Genomic DNA, 13,896 nt, shown 5'->3' with positions numbered 1-13,896 from the left:
GGATGAAGCCTCCTGTCATCAAAAACAACAGTAAGGCAAGGTTTATAAAAAAAGCTGCCAATTATAACCATTTTAAGTACATCATACAATTATGAATCGATTAAAAAGTGACGAATTTTCTATGTAAAGCGAAGCAGAGTGGGAATGAAGTTATTTTTATGGATTTGTATTAATTTTTTAGTGACAAGTATCTATGAATTAGGTTACCGTGCAGTAAGAAAATATTATTGATTTTACAATCAACTTATCTAAAAGTCACAGAGGTTTTTAATGGATATAATTTCTCTTCAGTTTGAAGAACCTTTAATAATTCATATTGGTGATGCTACTGTTAAAATTTTAGCTTTTAAAACACAAGAACATGGAAATATTAAGTTCGGTGTTGACGCACCTAGGTCGGTGAATGTGCATAGAGAAGAGATTTTTCATGCAATAAAGCAAAAACAACAGCTTTTAGAAACGGTTGAATAATCTCCTAAATGAGTCAGGTATCATCACGCTCGATTATGTTTTTTGCCGGATTGATTCTGGCATTATCCTCTATTTCCTTTTTAATAAACTCTTTATTTTATAATTATCCAGGTAATAACTACTTTCCTGAAGGCATACCTTATTTAGCATTAACATTAATTCTTATGAATCTTGGATTGTTTCTTTATTTCCCACAAAGAAGCAAGTTTATTCAAGCCGGAAGGGAATTGATTTATCTTTTTATGGTCATGAGTGTAGTTGCCATCGCAACCAATGCAGTACAATTAACCCCCTTTCCTGCTATTGATCACTATATTGTTTCCTTCGAAAAGCATTTATCTATCCATATGGAAAAAATATTAATCTGGACAGATAACCATCCTCACTTTAAATATGTATTAGGTAAAATTTATGACACACTCCCTTATCAAATGAGCATTTTACCTATGCTGATCATTATTACATGTCGTTTTCATCTGATCAGAGAGTATTATTTTTATATGTTGTCTACCGTTTTAATTGGTTTTGTCATTTATTACTTTTTTCCAACAACCGCACCTGCAAGTGTCATCAACAGTCCTTTATTTTCTCCCGAGCAAATAGATACCGGTCTTAAATTCAAACAAATTCACCATTATATTAATCCAACTACAAATGAGGGTGGATTAATAGCGCTCCCCTCTTTTCATACTATTTGGGCAATATTATGTGTGAACTTGCTTAGGGAATGGCCAATTCCTTATTTTATGTTGATGATTATCAATGTATTACTTATTGCATCCTGTGTTTTACTGGGATGGCATTATGTAACCGATATTGTGGCGGCCTTAATCATCTTGCTCATCAGCCATCTACTTTTGAAATACTGCAGTTGTGATAGATCACCGTTTACATCGTACGACTTAAAAAGCTAATAAATTATTTTAAATCGTGTAATCCTCTGATCCAAATACAAGGGTAACCCCTTTACTGAATTTTTCTTATCAAGCCTGTTGGATATGCAAGCTCATTTTGAATTATTTTGTTGTTATTGACGCTGATAAGATTGTGAATTCTTAATTGATTTTGTAGTGCTGATTGTAAGGATTCAGTGGGTTGCTCACTCAAAAGAGGATGCATTTGTATTACCCATGCTCCTTCATGTTTTCCAATTTTTACTGGTTCGTTGATGACCCGAACCGGTGTTCCTATTGGAACCACACGAAAAAGATATTCGATATCATCCGGAAACATACGAATGCATCCCGCACTGACACGCATACCAATACCATCGAGTCTGTTTGTACCATGAATTAAAAAGGTGGGCCATTCCAGCCTTAGAGCATATTGACCGAGAGGATTATAAGGCCCTGAAGGAAACTCATCAGGTAGAAAATCACCATTTTTTTCTGCCTCAGCGCGAAGATTTTCTGTTGGACGCCATTTAGGATTTGCTTCTTTTGCAATAATTTTGGTCAATCCCAAGGGAGTGCTCCAACCTTTTCGACCAATGCCAACAGGGAAAGTAATCACCACGTTCTCATGTTCAGGGAAATAATACAGTCGATATTCAGCGAGATTAATAACAATTCCTTTTCTAGGGACACTAGGCAAGATGTACTGTGCTGGAATAACAAGCCGAGAATTACCGATCACATGCTGGGAATTGAGTTGAGGATTTGCTCTGAGAATTTCATAAAAACCAACATCAAAACGCTTTCCTATCTCATCAATCGTTTCATTTGCTTCCGATAGTGTGTATTTAACTTCTCCTACAACGTCTCCAGCTGCAGGTAAAACTAAGGTTGTTGCATAAGAAAAAGAGATGCAAAAGAGCTCTAAGAAAATTAAAAAAAATATCCTTTTTTTGTTTAAGAACATTTGCAATGTTTTATCCATCTTAGTAATCCGGATTAATGCAGAACAATTGGAGATTTTTTGCTGTCAGCTCGGGTGCAACGAGGGTTGTCCCATTGATTTATCCATGCTAAAGCATGTGGATCGCTCGTTGCACTCAGAATGACTTCTGATTATATTTTAAAAAAACCGCAGAAACAGATCACAAACTTTCATCCACTTTAAAACGCTTACCATATTTGGATTCAAGGGTCTTAAATAAATTTTCTAAATTATTTGTTCCAAAATCCTTAGCATAGTTCATAGGGCCGCCACGAAATGGAGCAAATCCTGTAGCAAAAATCATACCTGCATCGAGCAAATCTGCATCAGCGACTACCCCCTCACGCAAACAGGCAGCTGACTCATTTACCATTCTTAGAATTAACCGATCTGCAATATGAGGATCAATTGGTGTACTCGGCTGTTTTTTAATTGGTTTACCATTTTTATATTGATAAATACCTTGGCCTGTTTTACGACCCAGTTTGCCTTCTTTCACCATATCGCGTAGTCTTTGGGGAACCGTCCCGCCAAAATGACTCGTTAGATTTTCTGCAACAGCTAAACCAACATCCAGTCCTACAGTATCTGCCAGCTCAACTGGTCCCATGAACATACCAAATGATAGGGCTGCTTCATCAATAGTTTCAGCACTATACCCCTCATCCAATAATTGAACACACTCCATGAGATAAGGCATTAAGACTCGATTCACTAAAAATCCTGGGCTGGATTTAACTGGTAATGGTAGCTTGCCAATTTGATTAACAAAAGCGCACGAATTAACTTCGACTTTCTTAGAGGTTTGTGCGCTACTCACTACCTCAACTAAATCCATCTTAGCAACTGGATTAAAGAAATGAATTCCAACCAGGCGATTAGGATTACTCATCACACTACTCATTTCATCCAGAGGTATGCTCGATGTATTGGTTGCGATAATGGCATCTTTTTTAGCAAGTTTTTCAACTTTTTTCATGATTTCTTGTTTTACTGCAAGATTTTCGAAAACCGCCTCAATAATGACATCAGCTCTTGCGATTCCGTGTCCTTCGGGATCAGGAATTAAATTATCCATCGCAGCCTGAATAAGTCGAGGTTTACGTAATTTTTTCTTATATAAAGCATGCGCACGTCCAATCGCAGGAGCAATTTTATCGTAGGATTGATCTTGTAAGGTGACTCGCAATCCACGTAGTGCGCACCAAGCAGCAATATCGCCACCCATTACACCAGCACCAATAACATGGATATGATTGGCCTTAAAATCACTACCTTTTGCAAAACCTTTTAAACGTTCGCGTAATGAAAAAGCGCGAATTAAATTTTTTGAAGTAATGCCAGTTGATACTAAATGCTCTACAGAGTCTATTTCCTTCAAATAAGCCCTATCACCCATACCTCCTTCTTTTTCCCACAGATCAATAATGGCATAAGGTGCTGGGTAATGTTCTTTTCGTACTCGCTTAGCCACATTGCGTCGCATTAAAGCAGCAATAGGCTTTCTCAGCCATGCTTTATTCGTTAATCCCTGTACAAATGAAGGTTTATGTTTCGCTGGTTTATTTTTAATAAAATAGACCGCAGCGCGTTTTAACTGACGTATTGGCACTACATCGTCAACCATTCCTAGGCTCTTAGCTTTTGCGGCAGGTACTGCACTTCCGGTTAAAATAATTTGTGACAAAGCATTAAAACCACCAATTAACTGAGGTAAACGTACCGAGCCACCCCAGCCTGGATGTATGCCCAACATCACTTCAGGTAAGCCGATACGGGTATCTTTTTCATCGCTAGCGACTCGATAGGTACACGCCAAAGCCAACTCATAACCACCGCCCATGCAGAAACCGTCTATCATGGCAACGCTAGGAATTGTTAGAGCCTGTAATCGAGCAAACACTGCTTGACCTTTACGCAGGAAATCTACGGCTTGCGCTGGAGTTTCAAATTTTGAAAAAGCATTTACATCCGCACCTGCGATGAAACCTTTTTCTTTAGCTGAATAAACAATCAAACCAACAGCGGTTTTATCCTGTGAAATTTCATGAAGCAGGCTATTCAGTTCATCCAATACTTCCTCATTAATACTGTTCACAGTCGTATCTTTTCTGTCTAGGCCTAACCACAGAATATTGTCACTGTCTCGTTGCAAGTCCCAATGTTTGTAATTATTCATGTCCTTTCACCTCAGTCACTCGTTCAAGATACATTGCCCCGCCCTGTCCTCCACCGATACAGATAGAAGCCATACCTCGCGACTCATTTCTTTGTTCCAATGATTTTAAAACGTGCAAGACAATACGCGCACCGCTTGCACCAATTGGATGCCCAGCTGCAATTGCTCCTCCATCTCGATTAAGTTTTTCTAAAGAAGGACCACCCAGGGCTTTTTCTAGACCTAATTGACTGCGGCAATACTCATCGTCATTCCAAGCCGCAACACAACCTAGAACTTGTGCAGCAAACGCCTCATTGATTTCCCAACTGTCTATATCTTCTATTTTTAATTTTTGTCTTTGTAAGATCGGTGTCACAGCATGGACAGGACCAAGCCCCATTTGGGAAGGATCAAGTGCAGACCATTGTGAGTCGACAATCCTACCCATTACTTTTAATCCATGCTTTTTGACTGCCTCAGCACTCGCTAATAGTAATAAGCAAGCCCCGTCTGTTATTTGCGAACTATTACCGGCGGTCACCATACCATATTTTTTATCAAAAAAAGGCTTTAATTTAGCTAATTTTTCTACTGTTGAGTCCGCTCTTAAGCCATCATCTTGTGGATAAATTTTTCCTTTGTAATCAATAAGTGGTGATACCTCTGTCATTCTATTTTCGTTATAGGCTTTTGCCAGTCTTAAATGACTTTGATTGGCAAACTCATCCATTTGTTCACGAGTAAGATTAAAACGGAAAGCAACTTTTTCAGCTGTTTGTCCCATGTTCATGCCAACAATGGGATCAGTGAGACCACGCAGTAAAGCAATAACAGGCGCAAGATAAGCAGGTCTAAATTGTGTGATAAGGCCTAATTTTTGTCCCATACTCTTAGCAGCATACCAATTGGCTAGCCAAGATGCCATTTTTTGGTTGAACAATAAAGGAGCATGACTCATCGCATCCGTACCGCCTGCAAGAATTAAATCACTGCGCCCACTCGCAATTTGGATGGCTGCATTATCGAGTGCCTGCATTCCAGACGCACAATTTCTCATCACTGTAAAAGCAGGCACGTTGTTACCACATCCCAAACGCAAAGAGACAACACGAGCAATATTTGCCTCATCTGGACTAGGCATGGCGCAGCCAATAATCACTTCATCCAACTCAGTTGGAGCAAAAGGCTGGCGGTTTAATAAGGTCATCCCTGCAGCTACCGCTAAATCAGATCCAGAAAAAGGACCTATTCCCTTGGCTTTGAGAAATGGTGTTCGATTTCCATCAACTACATACACCTCTCGACCATGTAAATTCGACTTCTGTTTCATCGATCCTCCTTATTTTAATTGCGGTCACATCACTGCAACGAGTTCTATTTAACGTGGCACTTCTCAACAAGTTGCATGTCCTCATGGAGATAACAAAAAGAACGAAAATCTTTTAACTTAACGCCATTACTTTTTACTGACATTGGTTTCGATTTATAAATGATAAAGAGTAGCAGTAATCATAAGAATTTGGAATTTTTATAAGTCATTAAAATATAAAATTATTAAATTAACTTTTGAATAAGTAAGTACCATTTGTTTGGCAAAGAAATTGCGCGCATTCTGATCAATTATAGATCATTCCAAGCAACCTACAACTTAGTCTATCAACTTTCCGCTGCAATTTATAAATAATGCATATTGACGGCATCAAAATACCTGATATACTCCCCAGCCATTGATTGGAGAGATGGCCGAGTGGTCGAAGGCGCTCCCCTGCTAAGGGAGTATGGGAGAAATCCCATCGAGGGTTCGAATCCCTCTCTCTCCGCCAGTCAACGCGCCCGTAGCTCAGTTGGATAGAGTATCTGGCTACGAACCAGGGGGTCGGAGGTTCGAATCCTTCCGGGCGCGCCATTTCCAAGTAAAAATCAAAAAAGCAAAAATCACTCCGAAATAGTTGCCAAGACATTCAATGTCTTTGGCCCGGAAGTGTTCGAACCGAAAGAGGTTCGACAAAATGCGTACCAAAGAGCACGAAGTGCGGCGTAGCATTTTGAACGCGCTTCAGCGCGCCGCAAATTGGTGAGGGACAAACACAGTGAACGACGAATCCATCCTTTACCTGAATCTCGGCATCAATTAAAATTAATTCTATATTCCAAATTACGGCTCTTCCCCAAATTCGGGGGCACTAATCAAGAACAGAAAACCTTAACCCTTAATCTGTAATTTTCAAAATTTCTAAACCCATAAGGCCATCATTGTATTCGCTTCGTTTTGCGATGAAAGCCTTCAGTTATTCCATTAGATTTACCAAACCGCCACATTCTGGCAACTCCATTTTTCAGGCACAAAATGTCTCGCCTAATGAGGTTAATGATTTAAATGCACTTTGCTTTAACTCAGAATGCATGCCCAAGAAAGCAGGTATTACTTTACAGAGCTCATGCTGCGTTAACACTTTTTTTATTAAGAGTGAATGCAGATGCTGCTTAAATTGATAAATGGATTCTATCGCAGGATTTGAGTGAAATGCTCTTTTTTGACTTTCTGCTAATCACTTAATTTATCAGGTGGCGTTCTCAATAAGGCCAAGAGACCTCTATTGCCAGTTTGGGCTAGATATTTCGGAAAACCCAACGTTTCAGGTAAACAAACTAGATAAATGAAATAGAATTAGTAATACTAAAATAAAGACAGAATGGTAAGAATAACTAAAGGAAGTTTATGGACAGGAACATGTCGCTTTTGGTAACTCTCGATAATGAACAAGTTCTAAATAAGCTAGATACCTCAGAACAAGGTCTTACCAATATAAATGCCCAGAAAAGACAAATTTTATATGGTAAAAATGATCTAGGTCGCAAACCTTACCGCTCAGTTATCCTTGAATCGATTTTCAATTCGACTAACCCACTGGTTATTATTTTGGTTGTCGCAGCTTTATTATCAGCTTTTACTGGAAATATGATCAATGCTGGCATTATTATTGCGATAATAATTTTCAGTGTTGGCTTGGATTATTTCCAAAGTCGCCGAGCTCTTGTTGCTGTAAAAAAGCTCCAACAACAAATTGCAGCCACAGCAACTGTCCTCCGTGATGGTCAATGGATAGAAATATCCTTTGAACAACTAGTCCCTGGAGATATTATTCGCTTAGTAGCAGGAGATTTGGTACCTGCAGACTCTCTGCTATTAAAAGCAAAAGATATCCATATACATCAATCAGCATTAACAGGTGAATCTCTCCCAGTTGAAAAAGAATCAATTCAGGAAAAGAAAGCACCTCATAATCCAATAGAAGCGAGAAATGCAGTTTTTTCAGGTTCGACCATTGTCAACGGCATAGCTACAGCAGTTGTGGTCAATACAGGAAGCAACACTCTTTTTGGCCAAATAGCTGAAAGTATAAAAAAAGCACCGCCTCACACCGAATTCGAAAAAGGCACGATGCGTTTTGGCATATTTATTATGAAAACAGTATTTTTCCTGGTAATTTTTGTCTTCGCTGTTAACATTTACCTTAAACGCTCATTGATTGAGTCCTTATTATTCGCAATAGCACTTGCGGTAGGACTTACTCCTGAACTATTGCCCATGATCACAACTGTAACTTTAGCTGCAGGAGCTGTTCATATGGCGAGAAAAAAAGTGATAGTCAAAAATTTATCCGCCATCCAAAACTTCGGTAGCATTGATATATTATGCAGCGATAAAACAGGAACGTTAACCAGTGGAGAAATGGCTCTGGATCAATGCATCGATCTGTTCGGAAAAAAGAACGAACACGTGATGTTAATGGCTTATCTTACTAGTCTATTTGGTAGTGAAATTCCCAATCCATTCAAAAGGGCAGTATTAAAAAAAGCATCCATTAATCCCCTCGATATGGCAATTTTAAAACACGATCATCCAAACGTACAAAAATACAATAAAATTGATGAAATTCCTTTTGATTTTGAGCGACGTCGATCAAGTGTTGTTGTTGATAAAAATGACATTCATCTACTCATTACCAAGGGCGCGCCAGAGTATGTGATGAGGGTATGCAGTACTTATGACAGGGACGGCAAACTTTTAGTATTAAATGATGAAATACGCAAACAATGCGACTCTATGTTTTCTGCATTAAGCCAACAAGGTTATAGAGTGTTGGCCGTTGCTTACCGAACAGTAAAAAATACGCAAACGTCATACCATGCTCATGACGAAAAGGAGATGGTATTTGCTGGATTTCTTGCTTTCAACGATCCACCACTCAGTGAAATCTCCACCGTTATAAAAGAACTACATCAACAAGGAGTCAAAGTTAAAATTATCACCGGTGATAATGATTTAGTAGCTTCTCATGTATGTAAGCAAGTTGGACTCGATGTGAGTCGGATTGTACTTGGTGAAGAATTAGATCATATCAGTGATTCTGCATTAGGTAAAATTGCAGAAGAAACTGATGTTTTTGCTCGTATTTCTCCAGTTCAAAAACAACGAATCATAATTGCGCTAAAAACAAGGGGTCATGTTGTTGGTTACCTTGGAGATGGAATTAATGATGCCCCTTCGTTGCATAGTGCCGATGTAGGAATTTCTGTTGCGGGTGCTGTTGATATTGCCCGTGAGTCAGCTGATATTATTTTATTAAAACAAGATTTAGGGGTATTACTTAATGGAATAATTGAAGGACGTAAGTCTTTTGGTAATGTTATGAAATATCTTATGATGGGAACAAGCTCAAACTTCGGTAATATGCTGAGTATGGCAGGTGCCATTATATTTTTACCTTTTTTACCGATGCTTCCAATACAAATACTGCTAAATAATATGCTCTATGATACTTCTCAAATCACAATACCTACAGACAATGTGGATAATAGTTTTATCAAAAAACCCAAACATTGGAATATAGATATAATTAAAAAATTCATGTTTTATATTGGTCCGATCAGTTCCATTTTTGATTTCCTTACCTTTTATGTCATGTTGAACGTATTTGCTGCCTCTGAAGCTTTATTTCAGACGGGTTGGTTTGTAGAATCTCTAGCCACGCAAACATTAGTGATTTTCGTAATACGAACTGCTAAAAATCCTTGGCAAAGTAAACCTAGTTTATCACTGACACTAATGGTATTAACAGTGGTTAGCATTGGTATATTATTACCATTTAGCCCTTTGGCTAAATATTGGGGATTTGTACCTTTACCTTCTATGTATTTTCTTTTTCTTGCAGCCGCAACACTATTCTATCTCGCATTAGTAGAAATTATTAAAAAGAAATTAATGTGGCGCTGGCTGGAAAAATAATAGCAGTTGGATTATGCCTATCATCCGAGTGCACGGATGGTCCCAGACCAATTATTGTTAATAATTGGTCAATCAAACCAATGGTAAACAACTTGGCATCAGAAAAAACGAAAAGATAGTACAATTTGTTAAATACTGTTTCTCATTAATTTGATTTTTGGGCTTCGGGTATCTTTTTATTCGGATGATTATCACCCACCTAGACATTCATATAGGGATGCAGGCATAATCTAAACTCCAAAGGAAAGAAGTTCGGGTAATTCCCATCCCGCGTTCCCTTGCTTAGGAATTTAAATAAGTTGTAGACTATTAAGTATGAAACCTCTGGCACGTGGATATATACATCTAGTAGCATTTTTTATCACTCTTTGTGCATGCACTATACTCATCCTTTACAGCAATGGGGCTTGCGCCATTTTTGCCAGTATAATATATAGTCTAAGCCTCATTGGACAGTATGGTGTGAGCGCGCTTTATCATACCCGCATGTGGAGTCGGCAAAAATATTTATTACTGAGACGCATTGATCATGCAGCTATTTTTGTTTTAATCGCGGGAACAGCAACTCCCGTTTGTCTACTCAAGTTAAAGAACGCGTCTGGATTGCAGCTTCTATCTACCTTTTGGCTAGTTGCAATAATTGGAATGTTAATAACGACCATATGGACTAACGTACCCAAATGGGTTAGAGCGTTTCTTTACATTGCTATGGGGTGGATTGGAATTCTCTATTTTCCCGAAATTAAATCTTCGCTAGATACAACAAATATCCAGTTATTAGCAATAGGAGGAGTTACCTATACTCTAGGTGCTTTGATCTATGCTTTTAAGTGGCCGGATCCCTTCCCTACAATTTTTGGATACCATGAAGTCTTTCATGTTTTCGTTGTCTTGGGGAGTGGGTTGCATTTTTGTCTTAACTATAACATAGCTACTTAATTCTGTATCTGAGTTTTGTCATCGATTGACTAGATCGTACGATATACTCTCCTAGGTAACAAGCAGGCTTTATCCGACCAACGAATATTCCCTTTTCTAACATTTATTTTTGATGCAACAGGCCAATGAAAGCAACATATCCCATGCGTCTTTTGCTATTTACTTTTTAAAAGGATTTTTTCCCTTACCTTTCTGCTCACCTACCGGTTGCTTAGATTGGCTTGTGTGATGCCCAGATGTACTGATCTGGATATCAGGTAGATTACTGAGTCATCCGGGATATAACCATCTTACTCTCTGACAGCACCGTTTTGCGCGCGGATATCTTGTTCTCAGGCAAAGCGCTCATGTGAGCAGATACATCCTGTTTTCGTGTAGACTTGGTTGCTTTTTGTTCCGACTTCACTCTATTTTGTACGGGTGAACTATTGGATGCGGTTTATTTTTTATTTCATCAAGGTATTCTTAATAGCGATAATTTTATTTTTATTTGCAGTTTTCTTCTGCTCCGAAGGTTTCACCGTTTTCGTCATTATTTCAGAGACAATCTTTTAATTTTTTGACAGCTCGGCCTCTGAATTTTTAATTCATTGCTCCCCTTCACTAAGGATTGCAAAAACCTTTTTGATAAGGCATTTTATCGTCGTATCTCATCAATGAACGCTTGGAGCAAGATCTAATGAAAGATGGGGCCAAAAACTTTCCAGCCTATTATGGCTAATAAAATGAATAACATTATATTGCCACCAACGATACCATAGCTGCCACGAGAAAACTCATTTCGATGCCAATACAATCCGAAAAGTAACCAAATGAGCATCAGAACCCAAAACAAAACTCCAATAGGCATTTTATACTCCTTGTTTGTTATCCAGAAACCGCATTTACAATTTAATCATTAAACTACAACCACCATTTTAATTATAGATGATAATTGCTCCTATTTAGCTCGGTTGGTGTAATTTATATGCCGTAAGTTTATGAAAATGAAAGGTGATACTTACTATAGAGTGTTGTGGATATATGTGATCCACTCTCACCATGTTGTAAAAAATTAGACATATCGCTGCAATTAAAAGCGATTTCTTTCTGTGAATAGATTATTTTGTCCTGTTAACTTGATTTCCCCCCTCATTATCCATGGCTTGTTTTGCTTCACTCTCTTCTTCTTCCTGTGTTTGTTCAGGTTCTTCTGAGTGATAAGAATGAGGCATGTCACAAACAGGGCAAGATACGTGTTTTGATGGGCAGACATAACAACACAGCTTATTAAACAGACATAAAACAACTCCTGCGGCAAATAATGCGACTATTCCAAGACTACTGTGAGTGAAGATAGTTAAACCGGTTGCGATAGCCAATAGGATAACCCCTAGCACTTCAAAGCGAAGCGTCCAAAGACATGTGATCTTCGAACATTCCATTTTCTTCATTTTATTACTCCTAGTTTTAACGATGTATTGATGTTATTAATGTAAATGAGCTTTCGTTAATTCTAGACTACTATTTGATTCTTCGTAACTTGCGTTGGAGGATTAACTGATACAGCAAAAATCAGCTTCCGCAGCGTTTACTGCCTTTCTATGCTAAAGTTAATGTATGGATGTAATTTCAAGGAGGAACATAATGCTTAGTACAATATTAATTGTGGTTTTAATACTCATTTTAATTGGTGCCTTGCCAACATGGGGCCATAGTAGAGAGTGGGGATATGCACCATCAGGAATTATAGGAACTATTTTAATAATTTTTTTAATTTTATACTTGCTAGGTCGTGTATAGGTTCGGTTTAGTTGGTCAAAAGGTGATCAAAAAATCAGGAATGAACTTTACGAGTACTTTAAATTACTGGAATATAGAAATATTACAGCTCATATTTCGATTATTATTCCCATTAATGAACCTTCCCGCCACTGAGTTGGCAAATCGTTCTCATAGAGCATATGTCGGATAAGACTCGACTTGCACTCGCTAAAATTGGTTCCGTTATGCAAATGAGCAGGAGATGCTTCGAGTCCGTCCCCGTCGAAAAAAGTACAGCAATTATTAAAAATGACTGATAGCCTCCTCAGGGTTTTTAAACTGAGATCACTGTCCTGTTGTATACGAGCTATGCTCATACTCTTCTTTAGTCAATAATGGGCGCAATTGCTCAGCAATGGTATACCAGTACTTTTTATCATAAATTTTTTCCGCTTGTAGTTTATATTCTTGGCCTTGTAATAAGCGATTGAATTCTGCATATAAGTAGGAGGCAAAAGAGTGATTTTCAAATCGCGTATTCGGATCCTCAAAAAAAAGTTCCATCTGCTGCATAATTACATCAGGATTGTCGCTTGCCAAGGCTGCGTTTTTAACCGATTGCGCCTTTTTTTGTCCATCAACTCCATGGCGCCACCAACTAAACCATCCATTAGGCTGGCCAGTATTGACACCCAGTTCATAGTATTGATTGTAAGCAGTCCAAGCATCTTCTATGCTTTTCTTCAAAACTTTGAGTGAATCTGTAGTGAAGTCCCTATCGGGAGATTCACCTGGTTTTTGCTCATTTTTTTTTAAAAAATCGAGTGCTAATTGGTTCACTTTTCGTCGTTTTGGTGAAGGTTTTCTATGCTCAAACTTTGGTCTTGACCTGGTAAGATGAGTCAGAGGGGTAGTATTCACGGGTGCCATTGCCCTTAAACTAGACTGTTCTTTTGCAGCAATTAATACTGCTCTTTTTTGAGCAACTAATCCTGTAGGAATACCAAAGTTGTTATTTTTTTTAATTAACGTTGTCTGCCTCTCATTTTTGTCCATCATAGTTCATTATCCCTAAGTTAAAAATAAGTGCTTTGAATTTTCCCATACTCAGCTGAGTTTTGATCTCTTTTTGATATGCGGATATGTGGCAGGTTTTGAATTTTGGATGAATTTCATTCACGACCTACCCTCATTTTCTGTATGATTTAAATTAATTAACTCATAAAGCCAGGCTTAATTTCTATGCTTTTGATAAGTTTCAATTTTGGAGCAGAGCTGTTAATCCTGTGTCCCTATATTTATGGTCCCATTTGTAGCCGTATTGAAGGTATGGCAGCGGGGACAAACACTATGCATGGCGTCACTCATAATCTCAACTCTCACTTGCTTGTTCATTTTATACAAGTACTTTACC

At 38.2% G+C, this 13,896-nt stretch carries 11 protein-coding genes, 2 tRNA genes and 1 pseudogene; 7 read left to right on the top strand and 7 right to left on the bottom strand.

Features of this window, described 5'->3' with window-relative positions; translation table 11 throughout:
* Nucleotides 1–270 precede the first annotated feature (270 nt).
* Both EL022_RS10270 and EL022_RS10265 read left to right on the top strand, forming a co-directional pair.
* Nucleotides 271–471, top strand: a complete 201-nt coding sequence (locus tag EL022_RS10270) for a carbon storage regulator (protein WP_028380671.1) — start codon at nt 271–273, stop codon at nt 469–471.
* 8 nt (nt 472–479) lie between these two features.
* The gene (locus EL022_RS10265) at nt 480–1,385 is read left to right on the top strand and encodes a phosphatase PAP2 family protein (protein WP_051544422.1); all 906 of its coding nucleotides are present in this window, start codon (nt 480–482) and stop codon (nt 1,383–1,385) included.
* Between the two features lie 52 nt (nt 1,386–1,437).
* Here EL022_RS10265 and EL022_RS10260 read toward each other — a convergent pair whose 3' ends face one another.
* From EL022_RS10260 to EL022_RS10250, 3 genes are all read right to left on the bottom strand, one after another.
* Nucleotides 1,438–2,349 (bottom strand): L,D-transpeptidase family protein, encoded by a 912-nt coding sequence (locus EL022_RS10260; RefSeq protein WP_028380672.1) that lies wholly within the window; start codon nt 2,347–2,349, stop codon nt 1,438–1,440.
* Between the two features lie 160 nt (nt 2,350–2,509).
* The gene (locus tag EL022_RS10255; protein WP_028380673.1) at nt 2,510–4,528 is read right to left on the bottom strand and encodes a 3-hydroxyacyl-CoA dehydrogenase NAD-binding domain-containing protein; all 2,019 of its coding nucleotides are present in this window, start codon (nt 4,526–4,528) and stop codon (nt 2,510–2,512) included.
* Nucleotides 4,521–5,840, bottom strand: a complete 1,320-nt coding sequence (locus tag EL022_RS10250) for an acetyl-CoA C-acetyltransferase (protein WP_028380674.1) — start codon at nt 5,838–5,840, stop codon at nt 4,521–4,523. Before EL022_RS10250 ends, EL022_RS10255 begins: the two co-directional genes overlap by 8 nt.
* A 403-nt stretch (nt 5,841–6,243) precedes the next feature.
* Between EL022_RS10250 and EL022_RS10245 the strand changes: the two genes are divergently transcribed.
* Nucleotides 6,244–6,333 (top strand) — tRNA-Ser (locus EL022_RS10245).
* Nucleotides 6,334–6,339: 6 nt separating this feature from the next.
* A tRNA-Arg gene (locus EL022_RS10240) sits at nt 6,340–6,416 on the top strand.
* Nucleotides 6,417–6,763: 347 nt separating this feature from the next.
* On the opposite strand, the pseudogene EL022_RS16780 reads toward EL022_RS10240, so the two are convergent.
* Nucleotides 6,764–7,109, bottom strand: a pseudogene (locus EL022_RS16780) (transposase); the annotation flags it as partial.
* Nucleotides 7,110–7,241: 132 nt separating this feature from the next.
* Here EL022_RS16780 and mgtA point away from each other — a divergent pair.
* Together mgtA and trhA are read left to right on the top strand one after the other, a co-directional pair.
* On the top strand, nt 7,242–9,800 hold the full coding sequence (gene mgtA, locus EL022_RS10230) for a magnesium-translocating P-type ATPase (RefSeq protein WP_237761280.1): 2,559 nt from the start codon (nt 7,242–7,244) through the stop codon (nt 9,798–9,800).
* A gap of 315 nt (nt 9,801–10,115) precedes the next feature.
* On the top strand, nt 10,116–10,739 hold the full coding sequence (trhA, locus tag EL022_RS10225) for a PAQR family membrane homeostasis protein TrhA (protein ID WP_035900490.1): 624 nt from the start codon (nt 10,116–10,118) through the stop codon (nt 10,737–10,739).
* Between the two features lie 676 nt (nt 10,740–11,415).
* Here trhA and EL022_RS16080 read toward each other — a convergent pair.
* The gene (locus tag EL022_RS16080) at nt 11,416–11,589 is read right to left on the bottom strand and encodes a hypothetical protein (protein WP_155832649.1); all 174 of its coding nucleotides are present in this window, start codon (nt 11,587–11,589) and stop codon (nt 11,416–11,418) included.
* Between the two features lie 250 nt (nt 11,590–11,839).
* Nucleotides 11,840–12,172, bottom strand: a complete 333-nt coding sequence (locus EL022_RS10220; RefSeq protein ID WP_028380677.1) for a hypothetical protein — start codon at nt 12,170–12,172, stop codon at nt 11,840–11,842.
* 166 nt (nt 12,173–12,338) lie between these two features.
* Between EL022_RS10220 and EL022_RS10215 the strand changes: the two genes are divergently transcribed.
* A complete protein-coding gene (locus EL022_RS10215) occupies nt 12,339–12,521 on the top strand; it encodes a DUF3309 domain-containing protein (RefSeq protein ID WP_051544423.1) in 183 nt (60 codons plus the stop codon).
* A 306-nt stretch (nt 12,522–12,827) separates the two neighbouring features.
* Here the strand turns inward: EL022_RS10215 and EL022_RS10210 are convergent, their stop codons facing one another.
* Nucleotides 12,828–13,541 (bottom strand): hypothetical protein, encoded by a 714-nt coding sequence (locus tag EL022_RS10210; RefSeq protein WP_126325189.1) that lies wholly within the window; start codon nt 13,539–13,541, stop codon nt 12,828–12,830.
* Between the last annotated feature and the right edge of the window lie 355 nt (nt 13,542–13,896).

This window comes from Legionella cherrii (assembly GCF_900635815.1).
Classification (GTDB): domain Bacteria; phylum Pseudomonadota; class Gammaproteobacteria; order Legionellales; family Legionellaceae; genus Legionella; species Legionella cherrii.
Note: the sequence above shows the minus strand (reverse complement) of the source record. Positions and strands in the feature narration are given on the sequence as shown.

Excerpts from the sequence above, each read along its gene's own strand:
- EL022_RS10260 (WP_028380672.1), bottom strand. The coding sequence starts at position 2,349 with ATGGATAAAACATTGCAAATGTTCTTAAACAAAAAAAGGATATTTTTT.
- EL022_RS10215 (WP_051544423.1), top strand. The coding sequence starts at position 12,339 with ATGGATGTAATTTCAAGGAGGAACATAATGCTTAGTACAATATTAATT.
- EL022_RS16080 (WP_155832649.1), bottom strand. The coding sequence starts at position 11,589 with ATGCCTATTGGAGTTTTGTTTTGGGTTCTGATGCTCATTTGGTTACTT.
- EL022_RS10265 (WP_051544422.1), top strand. The coding sequence starts at position 480 with ATGAGTCAGGTATCATCACGCTCGATTATGTTTTTTGCCGGATTGATT.
- EL022_RS10210 (WP_126325189.1), bottom strand. The coding sequence starts at position 13,541 with ATGATGGACAAAAATGAGAGGCAGACAACGTTAATTAAAAAAAATAAC.
- EL022_RS10255 (WP_028380673.1), bottom strand. The coding sequence starts at position 4,528 with ATGAATAATTACAAACATTGGGACTTGCAACGAGACAGTGACAATATT.
- EL022_RS10220 (WP_028380677.1), bottom strand. The coding sequence starts at position 12,172 with ATGAAGAAAATGGAATGTTCGAAGATCACATGTCTTTGGACGCTTCGC.
- EL022_RS10250 (WP_028380674.1), bottom strand. The coding sequence starts at position 5,840 with ATGAAACAGAAGTCGAATTTACATGGTCGAGAGGTGTATGTAGTTGAT.
- trhA (WP_035900490.1), top strand. The coding sequence starts at position 10,116 with ATGAAACCTCTGGCACGTGGATATATACATCTAGTAGCATTTTTTATC.
- EL022_RS10270 (WP_028380671.1), top strand. The coding sequence starts at position 271 with ATGGATATAATTTCTCTTCAGTTTGAAGAACCTTTAATAATTCATATT.
- mgtA (WP_237761280.1), top strand. The coding sequence starts at position 7,242 with ATGTCGCTTTTGGTAACTCTCGATAATGAACAAGTTCTAAATAAGCTA.